Here is a 15,691-nt window from a genome sequence, read left to right as displayed (position 1 = left end):
GCAGCCCCCGATCTCACTCGGAATAGGCAGATTCACGCCTACCCATAGCAGCCAATAAGCAAGATTCCGCCTATCTGCGCTCGAGAAAATCCTCCCGCACCAGCCCATGCCGCTGCATCTTCTCGTTGAGCGTGCGTCGCGGCAGTTGCAACGCCTCCATCACTGCCTTGATCTCACCTCCAGACTGGCGCAGCGCCGCCCGCAAACACTGTGCTTCGAATGCCTCTATCTGCTCAGCCAGCGACGGGCCAACGGCATCGCCTTCAGGCCCGCTCGACCCCAGCCCCAGGGCATGCCGTTCAGCGGCGTTGGCCAGCTCGCGGACATTGCCTGGCCAGTCATGGCTGAGCAACTGCGCCAATTGCACGCTGGTCAATGGCGGCACACTGCGTTGCAAGCGTTCGGCCGCAGTCCGGGCAAAATAGTCGAACAGCAGCGGAATATCTTCACGCCGCTCGCGCAGCGGCGCCAGGCGCAGTTCAGCCACGTTCAGGCGGTAGGCAAGGTCTTCGCGAAAACGCCCGGCGCGGGCCTCTGCGAGGAGGTCCGGCTTGGTTGCGGCAATGATGCGCAGGTCGACGCTGATGCTCTGGTTGGCGCCCAGGCGTTCGAGTTTCTGCTCCTGGATCACCCGCAACAGCTTGGCCTGCTGGGCCAGCGGCATGCTTTCGATCTCGTCGAGAAACAACGTGCCGCCGTTGGCATATTCCAGCTTGCCGATGCGTTTGCCTTGAGCGCCGGTGAAGGCGCCGCTCTCATGGCCGAACAACTCGGCCTCAAACAACGCTTCGGGGATTGCCGCGCAGTTGAGCGCGACAAATGGCTTGGCCGCGCGCGGGCCAAAATCATGCAGGCAGCGGGCGACCCGCTCCTTGCCGCTGCCGGTTTCGCCGCGCAGCAGCACGTTGACCGGCAGGTTGGCCAGGTCGAGTACTTGTCGGCGCAGTTGCTGCAGGCCCTGGGACATCCCCAGCAGGGTGGTTTCCAGGCGCGCCTTGAGGTCGGCCTGCTCATGCAGGCGGCGGTTCTCCAGCACCAACTGGCGTTTTTCCAGGGCGCGGCGCAGGCTGCCGAGCAGATGCTGCGGGGTGAACGGTTTTTCCAGAAAGTCATAGGCGCCGTTGCGCATGGCCTCGACCGCCATTGGTACATCACCGTGGCCGGTCAGGAGAATCACCGGCAAGTCCGGGTCGCGTGCCTGCAGCTCGGCCAGCAGTTGCAGGCCGTCCATGCCGGGCATGCGCACATCGCTGATGATCGCCCCGGGGAAGTGCTCGGGCAGTTGCGCCAGGCACTCATCGGCGCGCGCGAACAGTTGCACGGCAAAGCCTGACAGGCCCAGCCACTGTTCCACCGCGCTGCGGATGCTGGCTTCGTCATCGACAACTATTACTGAGTTCAACATGCGGGCTCCTGGTCACGCGGCAGTATCAGGCTGAAGCGAGCGCCGCCGGGCAGATTGTCGACCTGTAGCTGGCCGCCGGCTTCGCGGACGATGCCATAGGAAATGGCCAGGCCCAGGCCAAGCCCTTCGCCCACCGGTTTGGTGGTGAAAAACGGATCGAAGACTTTGGCCAGGTCGGCTGAGTCGATCCCGCCACCGGAATCAAGCACGCTCAGGTGCCAGTCATTGGCGTGGTTCTCGATGCGAATCTCCAGCCGTTTGTAGCGTTTGTCGGCCATCGCATCGAGGGCATTGTGCAGCAGATTGATCAGCACCTGCTCAAGGCGAATGGCATCGCCGCGCACCCACGCTGGGCGAGCCAGGTACAGCGCTACTTCGACCTCTTCGCTGCGGATGCGGGTATCCAGCAAGTGCAGCGCCTGATCGACCACCGTAGCCAGATCCAGCCGTTCGCGCAGGCCGCCAGGGCTGTTGCGGGCGAAGGTTTTCAGGTGGCTGGTGAGCGCTGCCATGCGCGAGAGCATCTGCTCCAGCGGCTCCAGCGCCTGGCGCGCTTCCTCATGGCGGCCGTGGTCGAGCAACAGCCGCAGGGTTTCCAGTTGCATGCGCTGGGTGGTCAACGGCTGGTTGATCTCGTGCGCCAGCGCCGCCGACATCTGCCCCAGGGCGGCCAGCTTGGCCGATTGCACCAGGCCCTCCTGGGCCGTGCGCAATTGCCGGGTGCGCTCTTCGACCTGACGCTTGAGCGCCTCGCGGCTGCGCTGACGCAAACGGGCGAGGCGCAGGCGCTGGCTGACGAACAGGATCGCGAACACCAGACTCAGCCAGATGGCTGCAGCGGCCAGCCCGGCATTGCGCACGTCTTCGCTGACCTGCGGCTTGCGCAGCAAATGCAGGGTCCAGCCCTCGCTGGGCAATGGCAGGCTCTGCCACAGGTATTCGACCGGGCCGTCAGGGCCTTGCACCCGGCTCAGTTGGCTGTGTTCGTCGAAGCGGGTCAGTGCCTGGTGTTGCAGCGCCAGCAGTGGCTGCTTGTCGTACTGGCGGGTGGCAGCCAGTTCGGCGCGGTCAGCTCCGGACAGCGGGGTCAGCTCGCGGTAACGCCAGCCGTCCTGATTGGCGATGAAGATGATCCCGCGGGCATCGCTGACCAGCAGCACATCGCTGCCCTGACGCCACTCGCGCTCAAGCTCGGGAAACTCCAGCTTGACCACCATCGCACCGAGGAAGCGCCCTTGCAGGTCCTTGACTGCGCTGGACAGGAAATAGCCTGGGATACCACTGGTGACGCCGACAGCGTAGAAACGCCCGCTGCCCTGGCTACGGGTCTGTTTGAAATACGGCCTGAAACCATAGTTGGAGCCGACGTAGGTGCTTGGCAGGCGCCAGTTGCTGGCCGCCACGGCCAGGCCGCTCTGGTCGAGCAATTCCAGGGTCGATGAGTTGGCCGCGCCGTTGATCCGCTCCAGCTTGATATTGAGCGCATGCTGAACCGCCGGCTCGACCGGCCCTGCCAGCGCGGCGATCAGCTCCGGGTCCAACGCCAGCACTGCAGGCAGGGCGCGATAGCGTTCGATCAGGGTGTGCAGCGAGTTGGCATACAGGCCCAGTTGCTGCGCCGCACGCTGGGCGTCGGTCTGCATCGAATGGCGTTTTGCGTGATGCATCGCCCAGCCAGCACTGAGGGCAGTGCCGAGCAGGATCAGCAGCACGACCAGGCCCAGACGCAAGGCTCGAAACGAAGAAGGCATGGGGCGGTTCCTGAGAGGTTCAGCTGAGCCAGAGGTCGCCGCTGGCGGCCTTCATTGCGGTGTAATCACGCAGTGAAGGTGCCGCGGCGCCAGGGACCGGGTTACAGCAGTTCGAAGCTCTGCTGCTGCACCGCTTCAGAGTCCAGGCCGACCTGAACGTTGAACTGGCCGGGCTCGGCGACCCGCTGCAACTGACTGTTGTAGAACTTCAGGTCATCCTCACTGATGTTGAAGCTGACAGTGCGCGACTCACCCGCCTTGAGCAGCAACTTGTGGAAATTCTTCAGCTCTTTGACCGGGCGGCTCATCGACGCGCTGACGTCCTGCAGATACAGCTGTACCACAGTCTCGCCGTCACGCTTGCCGGTGTTTTTCACGGTGACCTTGGCCTGCAAGGTGTCGCCGCGCTTGAGGGTTTTGTTGTTCAGGCTCAACCCGGACAGTTCGAAGCTGGTGTAGCTCAAGCCGTAACCGAACGGGTACAGCGGGCCATTGGGCTCTTCGAAGTATTGCGAGGTGTAATTGCCCGGCTTGCCCGGTGCGTACGGCCGACCGATGCGCAGGTGGTTGTAGTACATCGGGATCTGCCCGACCGAACGCGGGAAGGTGATCGCCAGTTTGCCCGACGGATTGTAGTCGCCGAACAGCACGTCAGCGATGGCGTTGCCGCCCTCGGTGCCGCTGAACCAGGTTTCCAGCACGGCGTCGGCCTGTTCCCGCTCCCAGCCAATCGACAACGGCCGGCCGTTCATCAGGACCAGCACCAGTGGCTTGCCGGTGGCTTTCAGCGCCTTGATCAGGTCACGCTGCACAGCCGGGATTTCCAGGGTGGTGCGGCTTGACGACTCGTGCGACATGCCGCGCGACTCACCAACTACCGCCACGACCACGTCAGCCTGTTGTGCGGCCTTGACCGCTTCGTCGATCAACACCGCAGCAGGGCGCAGGTCGTCGACGATTTCCGGAGCATCGAAATTGAGGAAGTTCAGGTAGTCGACCATCGCCTTGTCGCCGCTGACGTTGGCACCTTTGGCGTAGATCAACCTGGCCTGATCGCCAACGGCGCGACGCAGGCCTTCGCGCACGGTCACCGAGCGGTTTGGCCGGCCGGCGGCGGCCCAGCTGCCCATCATGTCGATCGGTGCATCGGCCAGTGGGCCGACCACGGCGATGGTGCCGGCCTTGCGCAGCGGCAGGGTCTGCTGGCGGTTTTCCAGCAGCACCAGGCTCCGTCGGGCCACATCCCGAGCCGCGTCACGGTGCAGGCGCTGGTCGGCATACACGTCCTTGGGGTCGTCCTTGGCCTGGCCGATACGCAGGTACGGGTCTTTGAACAGGCCCATTTCGTACTTGGCACCGAGCACTTCGCGCACGGCCTGATCCAGTTCGGCCTGGGTCACTTCGCCCGATTTGACCAGACCCGGCAGTTCTTCGGCATACAGCGAGTCATTCATGCTCATGTCGATGCCGGCCTTGATCGCCAGCTTGGCCGCTTCGCGGCCGTCCTGGGCCACGCCGTGGCGGATCAGTTCCTGAATCGCGCCGTGGTCACTGATGGTGACGCCCTTGAAGCCCCAGTCCTTGCGCAGCAGGTCGTTCATCAGCCAGGTATTGGAGGTGGCCGGCACGCCGTTGATCGAGTTCAGCGCGACCATCACGCCGCCTGCGCCGGCATCGAGGCCGGCGCGGTAAGGCGGCAGATAGTCGTTGTACATTTTCGGCAGGCTCATATCGACCGTGTTGTAGTCGCGCCCGCCCTCCACCGCGCCGTACAAGGCGAAGTGCTTGACGATGGCCATGATGCTGTCCGGGTTGGCCGGGCTGCTGCCCTGCAACGATTCGACCATGACCTGGCCGATCCGCGAGGTCAGGTAGGTGTCTTCGCCAAAGCCTTCGCTGGTGCGGCCCCAGCGCGGGTCACGGGCGATGTCGACCATCGGTGCAAAGGTCATGTCGATGCTGTCGGCAGCCGCTTCAGCGGCCGAGGTGCGGCCGACCTTGGCGATGGCCTGCATGTCCCAGGTGGCCGCCAGGCCCAGGCTGATCGGAAAGGTGGTGCGGTGGCCGTGAATCACGTCATAGGCAAAGAACATCGGGATCTTCAGGCGGCTGCGCATGGCGGCGTCCTGCATCGGCCGGTTCTCGTCGCGGGTGATCGAGTTGAAGGTGCCGCCGATGCGCCCGGCAGCAATCTCTTCGCGGATCTTCTCGCGGGGCATTTCCGGGCCGATGCTGATCAGGCGCAACTGGCCGATTTTCTCGTCGACGCTCATCTGGTTGATCAAGTGCTCGATGAATGCCTGCTTGTCCTGCAGGGGCGGGGCAGCAGTGGCGGCAAACGTTGCCTGAGTGGCGAAGGCCATGGCCAGGCCGAGCATGCACAGTTTCATCATCAATTCCGTATTCGAGGCCTGGGTCATGGCCACACGAATGCGTGTGGCCGAAGGGTTCAGGCGGCTATTGTTCTTGGCCAAAGGCGATCGTTTGTTGATCTGCCCTACAGCATTGGCGGCTGCGGTGGATTATGCCTGATGTCTGGTAGTTGTTGAGATACACTCGCGCCAGCCCGGTGCCGGGACAACAACTATAAGAACGATCGAGAGACCAACGGCATGAGTGTGTTTACCGAATATGAGCAACGGCTGGTCGCCGAAGCGATAGCCCGTGCTGAACGGCGTACCGACGCCGAGCTGGTCAGCGTGCTGGCGCGGCGGGCGGACGAGTTTGCCTACCTGCCGCTGTTTTGTGCGGCGCTGCTGGCATTGCTGGTGCCGGGGCTGCTGCACCTGCTGCTTGGTTGGCCAGGCGTGCGCGGCCTGTTGGTGGCGCAACTGGTGATCTTCGTCGCCCTGTGCCTACTGCTGCGCCACCCACGGCTGGGGCATCGGCTGATGCCCAGGTGCTTGTGCCAGCGCACTGCGCTGAGCCTTGCGCGCCAGCAATTTCGAGCCCTTGAACGGCAACGTGATCACGGCACCAGCAGCGTGCTGATTTTTGTCAGCCAGGCCGAGAACTTTGTAACGATTCTGACCGACCGCGGCATTGAACAGCACTTCGACCCGCGTGTACGCGCCGCGTTGATCGCCCGCTTTACCGAGCAGGTCCGCCAGGGTCAGACCCTACAGGGCTTTGTCGAGTGCATCGACGCCTGTGCCGAGCAGCTCAGTCGACCATTGCCGGCCACCCAGCGACGTAACCAACTGCCCAATCGATTGCTGATCCTAGACTGACCACGGCTGTCGAGAAAACTTCGCGAAGGCCGGGCGGCAACGTAGAATGCCGGCCACTGCGCACTGCGCGCCCGGTTATTCGAGGCCCCACTGTCCCATGCCTGCCACGCCTTCCACTTCGTCTGCGGCTGATCCGCTTGCCCAGTTCCTGCGTCTTCTGGCCGACTCGCTGGAGGCCGGCAGCCTGGCCAAGCTGGTGCTGGCCAAGCATGTTGGCGCCGAGCAAAGCCTGCAGCGGATCATTGCCAAGCCGCTGCTGATCAAAGGCCAGCCCAGTCTGTCCCTGGTCTATCGCTATGAGACCCGCGACATCACCCGCAATCTGCCCAACGAGCAGGTGCAGGCGCTGGTCGCCGAGCTGCTGCCGGCGAGCTTTCGCAACGCCCACCTGTTCACCAGCGAAGGTGAAATGCAGTTGGCCTTCAGCAAGAAGGGCAAGGCGATGCTGCAGCGCCACCTCGCGCAGCCAGCACGCGAGGCAGCCCCGGCAGGGCATGACCGCGAGAAGAAACGCTACCTGCAATTGACCCGGCCGTTTTTGCGTGATCTGGGCGTTACCGACGCGCAGTCCGCGTTGATCCCGTCGATGTCGCGCAAGTGGAAGCAGATCAACAAGTTCATCGAAGTCTTCGACCACGCCCTCACCAGCGCACCACTGGCTGCCGAGCAGCCGCTGAAAGTCGCCGATTTTGGTTCAGGGAAGGGCTACCTGACCTTTGCCATGCACGACTACCTGAGCAACACCCTTGGCCGTCAGGCGCAGGTGACCGGCGTCGAGTTGCGCCCGGACATGGTCGAACTGTGCAACGCCGCAGCGGCACGCCTGGAGCATTCGGGTCTGGTGTTCGAGTGCGGTGACGTGCGCAGCGTGGTGCCCGCCGCCATCGACGTGATGATCGCCCTGCATGCCTGCGACATCGCCACCGACTACGCCATCCATACTGGCATCCGCTGCAACGCCGCGATCATCATGTGCTCGCCGTGCTGCCACAAACAGATCCGCCCACAACTGCAAAGCCCCGGCTTGCTGCAACCGATGCTGCAATACGGCCTGCACCTCGGTCAGCAGGCCGAGATGCTTACCGACAGCCTGCGCGCGCTGTACCTGGAAGCCTGCGGCTACGAGACCAAGGTGTTCGAGTTCATCTCGTTGGAACACACCAACAAGAACAAGATGATTCTTGCGGTCAAGCGCAAGCAGCCGGTGGATGCCACGGTGTTGCTGGAGAAAATCGCGGAGCTCAAGCGCTTTTATGGGGTCAAGGAGCACTGCCTGGAGACGTTGTTGCAGGCGGATGGGTTGATTGCTGTTGTGGGAGCTTGATCGGGCAGTGTCCCAGTCGCGGGCTGGTCATCAGTGCACAGGCCATGCCCACTGCAGCAATCATCACCAGCCGCCGTGGTGATCGCTGCGCCACAGGCGCGAGTGGATTGGCGGCCTGCTTGAGCGCTTCCAGGTCCTGCCACAGGTGTTCGAGCTGGCGATAGGCACGGGCATGCTCTGGGTCGCGCAGCCACTGCTTGAACGCCTTGCGATTATGCCTTGATGAGTCATAGCGATTGCGCACCAGCCAGCCTGCGGCCTGAGCATCGATCGAATCTGCCTCGAAATCGTCTAGCGGGTTCATCTGCCGGGTTCCTGCGCTCGTTACTGTTTATTGCCACCGTGCGCTTGCCGGTCAGCGCCGGCGGGCAAAGTCGGCAGGCACTTCGACTGCCAGGTCTGGGGCGCCGAGCGGATGACTGCTGGCGTCGAAGAAATGCAACGAGGTCTCGTGCATATCGCCGAAACGCTGCAGAAAGTGCTGCTTCTGGTTGATGATCGACGCCTCGCTCAATGGCCGAATGGCAATGCACAGATGAGCCGGGCGGGCCTGGCGGATGGCATCGAGCAGGTGTTGATCCGTGCTGTCCAGATGCTGGCCGAACAGGCACAGGCCCTCTCGTTCGCTTGCCAGCTGGCCAAGGCCCCAGCTCAGGTAATCCGAACTGCGAATGGCGCGCAGCTTGTGCTCGCTGCGCTCTTCGTTGATGAACAGCGGCACCTCGCCAGGAATATTTACGGCAAAGCCGTCAAGCAACTCACCGTTTTCGGCGCTGCGCTGGCGCGTGCTGCCGTCTGGCAGCTTGAGCAGGTGCAGGCCGCCGTGCAGATGCAATACCCGGGTGCCCTCGGCGTGAGTGCGGCGGACGTCGAAAAACCCTTCTTCGTCGAACAGCGCAGCAAATCCTTCGGGCGCCTGTCGTACTGCCCAAGGCACAAGCAGATCGTAGTTACTGGTATAGACGCTGCGGTAGGCTTTGAGCGCCTGATTGATCGCACTCAGGTTGGCGCTGGGCAGCAGCGGCCACGGGATGTGCACCGAGCGGATCGCGTGAATCAATGCTTCCTTGATCGAGTAATAGCGATTGAGCGGCGCAGTCGAATTGATCGCCAGCGCGGCGTTGGCCCGCACGGTAGTATTGAGCGTGCTCAGCAGCGGCTCGAACAGCTCGCTGGCCAAGGCTTTGAACAAGGCCTGGTCACTGACGCCCAGGCCTTTGTGGCGTACCTTCTGTGCCTGCTCGAACAACGAAAAATAACCAAACGGCTTCCACAGTGCACGGCTGGCGCCGTTGCCCAGGAGCAGGGCCTGGCACGGCTGGCGTTGCTCGAGCTCGGGCCAGGAAGTCAGGTGGGCGTCAACTGGGGGCATGCGGGGTCCGTGGTTTGGCAGGGAAACGCCGTGACTTTAGCATGCTCCGGCGATGTGCTGTATTCGCCCTGCGGCACCGTGCGCTGCGCAACTGTGCGGGTATTGCAGCTTGCCAGTGCACCACCGGTTGCAGCACTTAACGTTGCGTCAACGGCTAGGGCTGCTGCGCGGTGGCCTGACGTTCGCGGTTGCTCCACACGCGATAAGCACGAATACCGGCGCGCACTGAGCCAAACAGCAGCTTGTCTTCCATTTCCCGGGCCATGCCTGAGCGCACCAGCATGCGCAAAAACGTCCCACGTGCCCGCGCAATGGCGAAATGAATACCTTGCGCGGCGAGGGTGTCGCGTACTTCACGCAGAGCGGCGATACCGCTGACATCGATGCTGCTCACCGCTTCGGCATCGAACAGCACCGCGCGCGGCTGGCTGTCGCGTTGCACTGCCTCAAGCAGGCGCATCTTGAAGTAGTCGGCGTTGAAGAACAGGATCGCGTCATCAAAGCGATACACCACCAGGCCCGCTACCGTGCGCGCGTCGGGGTGTTGGCGAACGTCGACCTGGCCTTCGATCCCCGGTGCCCAGCCCAGCACGGCATCGGTGGGTTGATAGATGCTGTAGAGCAAGCGCAGGATGGCCAAGGTCACCGCGAAGATGATCCCGGGCAGCACGCCCAGGCCAAGCACACCAATCGTGGTCAGCAGGCACAGCCAGAACTCGAAGCGGCTGAGCCGGTAGATCTTGCCCAGCGAACGCACATCGATCAGCCCCCAGCCGGCCATCAGCAGCACGGCGCCGAGCACCGCCTGCGGAATCCAGGCCATGGGCGCAGTGAAGAACAGCAGAATCAATGCAATCACCAGCGCGGCGATGATGCCAACCAGCTGGCTTTTGCCACCGACCATGTCGTTGACCGCCGTGCGCGAGTCGGCGCCGCTGATGGCAAAGCCTTGGGAGAACCCGGCAGCCAGATTGCTCACACCCAAGGCAACGAACTCGTGATTGGCATTGATCGCATAGCCATGCCGCGCGGCGAAGCTGCGTGCCGTGAGCATGGCACTGCAAAAACTCACGGTGGCGATCCCGAGGGCATCGCGCAGCAGGCTCTTGGTTTCTGCCAGAGAGCTCTGCGGCCAGGCCAGTTGGGGCATGCCGCCGGGCACCGGGCCGAGGATGGCGACGCCAAAATGGTCCAGGCCAAATACCCCCACAATCAAGGTGAACAGCACTACGGTCACCAGCGCTGCCGGCAGGCGCGGGTAGCGCCGAGGCAACCCGATCAGCAGGCCCAACCCGGCCAGGCCAATCACCAGTGTCAACCAGTGGATTTCCCCCAGGCGCTGGGCGAAGTTGATCAGGCTGAGGATAAATCCGTCACCTTCGATCTTGAAGCCAACCACTTTGCTCAGCTGCCCGGCGATCAGGCTCAGGCCGATACCGTTGAGGTAGCCGATCAGGATCGGTCGCGAGAAGAAACTGGCAATGAACCCTGCGCGCGCCACCCCGGCGGCAATCAACATGACCCCGACCAGCACGGTGACGATCACCGACAGCTCGGCAATGCGCTGTGGATCACCCAGCGCCAACGGCGCCACAGCCCCGGCGATCATGGCGCAGGTGGCGGCGTCGGGGCCGACCATCAACTGCCGTGAGCTGCCGATCAGGGCGTAGACGATCATCGGCAGCACACAGGCATACAGCCCGTACTGCGGCGGCAGGCCGACGATCTGCGCATAGGCGATAGCGATCGGGATCTGGATCGCAGCGACCGACAAGCCAGCCTGTATGTCGGCGTGCAACCACTCGCGGCGGTATTGCAGCAGGTTGGCCAGGCCCGGGAGCCAGCGGGAGAGAAACATGCGCAGTCCTTTGGAAATGTTTCACACAATGCACGAGCTTATCTGCCTGCTGCGTTTGGTGTGCAAGCTTTTTGCACGCAGCGCGTTGCAGCCGACAAGGGTCGGCAAGGTCTGCAGCAAATCGATGGAAGGGCAGAAACGAAAAAAGGAGCCGGGGCTCCTTTAGACAGGCGATGACATTGCGCAAATGTCATGCGGTGCAGCGGTGGACGAGGTGGAGCGGGTAGAGGGAATCGAACCCTCGTCGGAAGCTTGGGAAGCTACTGTTCTACCATTAAACTATACCCGCTATACGCGTACATCCTTGCCAGCGAAGCGGCGTGCGCTTTGCAGCTCGACTTTGTACCAGAACCCTTTGGTGAATAAAAGCCCAGCCTTGAAATTTAGCTGTCCGGCGGCTTGTTGCGCGTGGCTTTGGCACGGGCAAAAGCACGCCGGCAGGCTCAGATCGCCAATGCATGCTGGCCCTGCACATAGTGACTGCGCGGGCGCGGCTCGCGTTGGCTCGGTTTGAGGAAACCAAGCATGGCGCTGCGTTGTGCATCGCTGGCGGTCTTGTGTTCCATGTCGAGGAAATGCCCGGCGCCGTTGATCACGCTGAAGTGGCTCTGGTCGACATGACGGCCAAACTGGCGGGCATCATCGGCAGTGGTGTACTCATCGCGATCTCCGTTGATGAACAGCACCGGGATGGCAATGTTGGCCGCGCTCTTCAGTGCCCGCTCCAGATCATGCTGCAGCACTTGATTGATGTGAAACAGCATCTGCGCATATTCGTGGCTGTCGAGGCTGCTGACGTGCCGGTAATTGAAGCGTTTGAACAGCGACGGCAGGTGCTTGCCGATGGTGTCGTTGACCAGGTTGCCGACCTGGTAGCGATCGCAGGCGGCGAGGTATTCGCAGCCGCGCTCGAGGTATTCGCGCATCGGTTCGTTGATCACCGGCGAGAACGAGCTGACGATGGCCTTCTTCACCAGTCGGGGCTGGTGCGCCAAGGCGAGCAGGGTGCAGGCGCCACCCCAGGAAAACGAGGCGACGTGGTCGGCCTGGAAGTGCTCGATCAGCTCCAGCAGGATGTGTGCCTCGGTTTCTTTGGTCAGCAACCGCTCGTGGTGATTATGCGGTTTGGACTTGCCGGCATAGGGCTGGTCATACAGCACCACATTGAATTGCGGGTGCAGGCTGCGCACTGTCTGGGCGAACGCAGCCGTGGTCGCCAGCGATCCATTGATCAGGATGATCGTCTTCTCGGCGCTGTCGTTGCGATGCAACTCCGTGTAAACCCGATACTGACCTTGGATATCAAGTACAGCGATTTCTGGCCTCATGTCATCGACTCCTGGCGCAAAAAGGGTATTCGCGTCACCTAGGGTGCACGTTCTTTATGACAGGTAGGCATACGCCTGAAGAGGTTGCAGAGCCCGGTGTCGATCCTTCGCACACGTGTCGACGCTGTTGTTGTAGGCGGGGCAATCTGCCGTGCCCCCAAGGTAGCGAGACCTGGGGTGGCCAGCAAAAAGGTGTCTTGGACTGCAGATGTGACTGGTGAGTCACATGCGGACTGACGATTTCGATTCAAGCAGCCCGACGTCATTCCCGCAAGTGCCATTGAGCAATTGGTGACTAAAAATCGCTCGGCGGTCTGCGCTGGAGCTACTTGCTGTTTACAGAGCGATTTCGTCGGCTGTCAGTGGTCGGAATTCGCCAGGGGCCAGCGTGGGGTCGAGATGGATGCCGCCCATCGACTCGCGATGCAGGCTAACGACCTTGTTCTGGAAGTAGCCAAACATGCGCTTCACCTGGTGATAGCGACCTTCGACAATCGCCAGCCTGGCCAGCCGAGGGCCGAGCACATCCAGCTGGGCGGGCAGGGTGGTGAGGTCTTCGAAGGCGAAGTAGAAGCCCTCGCTGAACTTGGCCGGGTAGTGCGCGCCGATCTCGTCTTCGGTCTGGACGCGATAGACCTTCGCCAGTTTTGTGCTTGGCTGCGTCAGGCGCCGCGACCACTGGCCATCATTGGTCAGCAGGAGCAGCCCGGTGGTGTTGAAGTCCAGCCGGCCGGCGATATGCAGGTCAGCGCGCAGCTCGGCCGGGAGCAGGTCGAGCACGGTCCGGTGCTGCGGGTCATGAGTGGCGCTGACACAGCCGGCCGGCTTGTGCAGCATCAGGTAGCGCGCCGGGCGACCGACCTGATGCACCTGCTGATCGACCTCGACCTGGCTGAACTCGCGAACCTCGTGCAGTGGGTCGGTGCTGACCTGGCCATCCACGTGCACACGCTGCTGGGCCAGCAGCAGGCGCACCTGCTGGCGGTTGTAGCAGGGCAGATTGGCGAGGAAGCGATCAAGGCGCATGGCAGCAACAGCACAGGAATGGGCCGCGCAGTTTACCCAATTGGCGGCTGCTGCGCCGCTTTGAGCTGGTCGTCTACGGCTGCGCAGCGGGGACACAGGCAGGCTTTGTTGCGCAGTTCGGCGGGCAGGGCGGCGAGTACCGCCGGGTCGATGCTGACGCTGAAGCACCAGCAGTTCTGCGTGGCGCTGCGTGGATCAGCCAGGCTGCAGCCGTTGCTTGCGCCGCAAGCGGGGCAGGATTGTGGGTCAGGCATGGACTGCTCCGGGCATCTCGCTGCAGACTCGATTGCGTCCGCCCTGCTTGGCTCGATAAAGGGCATGGTCGGCACGGGTCAGCAAGCTGTGCAAACTGTCGTCGGGTTGCAGTGCACTGAGCCCGATGCTGGTGGTCAGGCGCAGCGGTTGGTCGTTGTAGCTGAAGATCAACTGCTCGGTGCGGCGGCGGACCTTCTCGGCGACATCGATGGCCTGGCGGCCCTCGGTCTCGCGCAGCAGCACGATAAACTCTTCACCGCCCCAGCGGCAAAGGATATCCGACTGGCGCAGGCTGCCTTGCAGTACGTTGGCAAACTGGCGCAGCACTTCATCGCCGGCCAGGTGGCCATGGGTGTCATTGAGCAGCTTGAAGTGATCAAGGTCGATCAGCAGGGCGACCAGTGGCGCATTTTCGCGTTTGGCTTGCTGCAGTGCCTGCCCGGCCAAAAGGTCAAAGCTGCGGCGGTTGGGCAGGCCGGTCAGGCTGTCCAGCGTGGCCAGCGACTCGATGCTTTGCTGATGGCGCTTGACCATCGCATGCAGAAGCGACAACACCACCAGGGTGATCATGGCGCAGATCGCCAGGTTCAGGTACAGCGACTGGCGCACCCGGTCCAGCGCGCCGCTCTCACGTTTGTCGACCAACAGGTACCAGTCCAGTTCGGGGATGGGCCGCACGTTGAGAAAGTGGCTGTGGCCTGCCTCGTCCTGATATTCGTGGCTGCCAGGCGAGGGCACCGGCATGCGCGCCAGCAGCGTCTCGAACGCTCTGCTGTCGGCCAGTTGCTGGCCTGCGCGCAGGCCATGCATGCTGCCGTCCGAGCCGGTCAGGATGACTTTGCCGTTGGCATCGGTGAACAGCACGGCGCGCTGATAGCGTTGCTGATAAGCGTCGATCAATTTGACTACCGACTCGACACTCAGGCCGACCCCGGCTGCGCCGATGAAGCGCTGGTCATAATCGAGCACACGGTAATTGATGAACACCGTGAGCTTGTCATGGTTGGCCATGTCCAGATCGACGTTGATCTCGTACGGCGCCTGCGACTCGCGCACGCGGTAATACCAGGCGTCGCGCCAGGCATCCGGCTTGACTTGCTTGAGCACGCCCTTGGCCTGGTAATAGGTATGGCTGCGCTCGGAGACGAAAAACGCGGTGCAGGTGTTCTGCTGGCTGAGGATTTCATCCAGATAGCGAGTGATCCGCTCTGGCTCCTGCTCGCCGGCCAGCACCCAGTCGCGAAGGAAGGTGTCCTGCGCGATCATCGATGAGATCAGCACCGGGCGGATCAGATCCTTCTGGATTTCCGAGTAGACGGTGTCTGAGGTCAGCGGCAGTTCGGTATTGACGATGCCATCACGGATTGCGCCACGCGAGGAAAAGTAGCCGAGCAGAGACGTGGCAAGAAAACCGCAGGCCAGCAGGATCAGCAGCGCGAGGATCAGCGATCGCTGCGAGAACAGCGCGGAACGTGACGGCATGATCTTCCCGTGATGTGTGCCAGTGGCGACATTCTAGAGAGCTGGCGGGAAAATAACTGCATGTTTTTCAGGGTTACCTGAGTTGTTGCAAATCTTTACACATACGGCACTGGATCGGCTTGCGAGTGTCTTAACCCATGTCGATATTCGTTTGCCGATCGACGCCCGCCAGCGCCGCTGTGCCGGGCACCCCAGCGGTCCAGGAGGCCGCCATGTCCTATCGAATCCCAATCATCGTCCTGCTCGCAGTGTTGACCAGTGCCTGTACGCCTTATTACGCCGGTGGCGGGTATTCTCGCTCGCAGTACTACAGTGGCGAGCGTTACGGGTATCCCGGCTATCAGCGCTATGAGCGTGACTACTACGTGGTGCCGCAGCCCCGTTACTACTATCAGCCTGCACCGCGCTATTACCGCCCGGCACCGGCGCCGCACTATCGGCCGCAACCGCGTCCAGGGATGAACCAGCAGTGGTATGGCAACCCACGCAACGATTACGGTAATCGGCAGCGTTACGAATACCGTCGTGATCGTGAGCGGCATGATTACCGCAACGATGACCGCCGATCGCAGGAAGGGCGTTGGCATTCAAGGGGCCATGGCGACCGTGATCGCCGCCCGGATGGCGGGCGCGATGATCGCAATCGGCATCGGTGAGGTC

At 62.5% G+C, this 15,691-nt stretch carries 14 protein-coding genes and 1 tRNA gene; 4 read left to right on the top strand and 11 right to left on the bottom strand.

Features of this window, described 5'->3' with window-relative positions:
• Positions 1–70: 70 nt before the first annotated feature.
• The 3 genes from HU736_RS21400 to bglX form a co-directional block, all read right to left on the bottom strand.
• On the bottom strand, positions 71–1,405 hold the full coding sequence (locus HU736_RS21400) for a sigma-54-dependent transcriptional regulator (RefSeq protein WP_186700827.1): 1,335 nt from the start codon (positions 1,403–1,405) through the stop codon (positions 71–73).
• Positions 1,399–3,156, bottom strand: a complete 1,758-nt coding sequence (locus HU736_RS21395; protein ID WP_103438418.1) for a sensor histidine kinase — start codon at positions 3,154–3,156, stop codon at positions 1,399–1,401. The genes HU736_RS21400 and HU736_RS21395 overlap by 7 nt, the downstream gene beginning before the upstream one ends.
• A 101-nt stretch (positions 3,157–3,257) precedes the next feature.
• Positions 3,258–5,549 carry a beta-glucosidase BglX gene (gene bglX / locus HU736_RS21390; RefSeq protein ID WP_186700870.1) on the bottom strand — a complete coding sequence of 764 codons (2,292 nt, stop codon included), beginning with the start codon at positions 5,547–5,549 and terminating at the stop codon, positions 3,258–3,260.
• A gap of 219 nt (positions 5,550–5,768) precedes the next feature.
• On the opposite strand from bglX, the gene HU736_RS21385 reads away from it, so the two are divergent.
• Together HU736_RS21385 and HU736_RS21380 are read left to right on the top strand one after the other, a co-directional pair.
• On the top strand, positions 5,769–6,386 hold the full coding sequence (locus tag HU736_RS21385) for a TPM domain-containing protein (RefSeq protein ID WP_186700825.1): 618 nt from the start codon (positions 5,769–5,771) through the stop codon (positions 6,384–6,386).
• 97 nt (positions 6,387–6,483) lie between these two features.
• Complete coding sequence (locus HU736_RS21380; protein WP_186700823.1) at positions 6,484–7,710, top strand: class I SAM-dependent methyltransferase; 1,227 nt, start codon at positions 6,484–6,486, stop codon at positions 7,708–7,710.
• On the opposite strand, the gene HU736_RS21375 is transcribed toward HU736_RS21380, so the two are convergent.
• The 3 genes from HU736_RS21375 to HU736_RS21365 form a co-directional block, all read right to left on the bottom strand.
• Positions 7,646–8,014: a FecR/PupR family sigma factor regulator gene (locus HU736_RS21375; protein WP_186700819.1), complete on the bottom strand. Its 369-nt coding sequence runs from the start codon at positions 8,012–8,014 to the stop codon at positions 7,646–7,648. The two genes, HU736_RS21380 and HU736_RS21375, sit on opposite strands and share 65 nt — an antisense overlap.
• 51 nt (positions 8,015–8,065) lie before the next feature.
• On the bottom strand, positions 8,066–9,082 hold the full coding sequence (locus tag HU736_RS21370; RefSeq protein WP_103438412.1) for a DUF4917 family protein: 1,017 nt from the start codon (positions 9,080–9,082) through the stop codon (positions 8,066–8,068).
• A 154-nt stretch (positions 9,083–9,236) separates the two neighbouring features.
• Positions 9,237–10,940, bottom strand: a complete 1,704-nt coding sequence (locus tag HU736_RS21365) for a SulP family inorganic anion transporter (protein WP_186700818.1) — start codon at positions 10,938–10,940, stop codon at positions 9,237–9,239.
• Between HU736_RS21365 and HU736_RS21360 the strand changes: the two genes are divergently transcribed.
• Positions 10,939–11,106: a hypothetical protein gene (locus tag HU736_RS21360; RefSeq protein WP_217862399.1), complete on the top strand. Its 168-nt coding sequence runs from the start codon at positions 10,939–10,941 to the stop codon at positions 11,104–11,106. The genes HU736_RS21365 and HU736_RS21360 overlap by 2 nt on opposite strands.
• Positions 11,107–11,155: 49 nt before the next feature.
• Here the strand turns inward: HU736_RS21360 and HU736_RS21355 are convergent.
• The 5 genes from HU736_RS21355 to HU736_RS21335 all read right to left on the bottom strand — a co-directional run bounded on the left by HU736_RS21355 (position 11,156) and on the right by HU736_RS21335 (position 15,031).
• Positions 11,156–11,229, bottom strand: a tRNA-Gly gene (locus tag HU736_RS21355).
• A 154-nt stretch (positions 11,230–11,383) separates the two neighbouring features.
• A complete protein-coding gene (locus HU736_RS21350) occupies positions 11,384–12,268 on the bottom strand; it encodes an alpha/beta fold hydrolase (RefSeq protein WP_186700811.1) in 885 nt (294 codons plus the stop codon).
• A gap of 336 nt (positions 12,269–12,604) precedes the next feature.
• Positions 12,605–13,294, bottom strand: a complete 690-nt coding sequence (locus tag HU736_RS21345) for a pseudouridine synthase (RefSeq protein WP_186700809.1) — start codon at positions 13,292–13,294, stop codon at positions 12,605–12,607.
• Between the two features lie 32 nt (positions 13,295–13,326).
• Positions 13,327–13,548 (bottom strand): cysteine-rich CWC family protein, encoded by a 222-nt coding sequence (locus HU736_RS21340; RefSeq protein WP_101321909.1) that lies wholly within the window; start codon positions 13,546–13,548, stop codon positions 13,327–13,329.
• A complete protein-coding gene (locus tag HU736_RS21335) occupies positions 13,541–15,031 on the bottom strand; it encodes a sensor domain-containing diguanylate cyclase (RefSeq protein ID WP_186700807.1) in 1,491 nt (496 codons plus the stop codon). The genes HU736_RS21340 and HU736_RS21335 overlap by 8 nt, the downstream gene beginning before the upstream one ends.
• 212 nt (positions 15,032–15,243) lie before the next feature.
• On the opposite strand from HU736_RS21335, the gene HU736_RS21330 reads away from it, so the two are divergent.
• Positions 15,244–15,687, top strand: coding sequence for a hypothetical protein (locus HU736_RS21330; RefSeq protein WP_186700802.1), 444 nt, complete (start codon positions 15,244–15,246; stop codon positions 15,685–15,687).
• The last annotated feature ends 4 nt before the right edge of the window (positions 15,688–15,691 follow it).

It is taken from the genome of Pseudomonas shirazensis (assembly GCF_014268785.2).
Lineage (GTDB): Bacteria > Pseudomonadota > Gammaproteobacteria > Pseudomonadales > Pseudomonadaceae > Aquipseudomonas > Aquipseudomonas shirazensis.
Note: the sequence above shows the minus strand (reverse complement) of the source record. Positions and strands in the feature narration are given on the sequence as shown.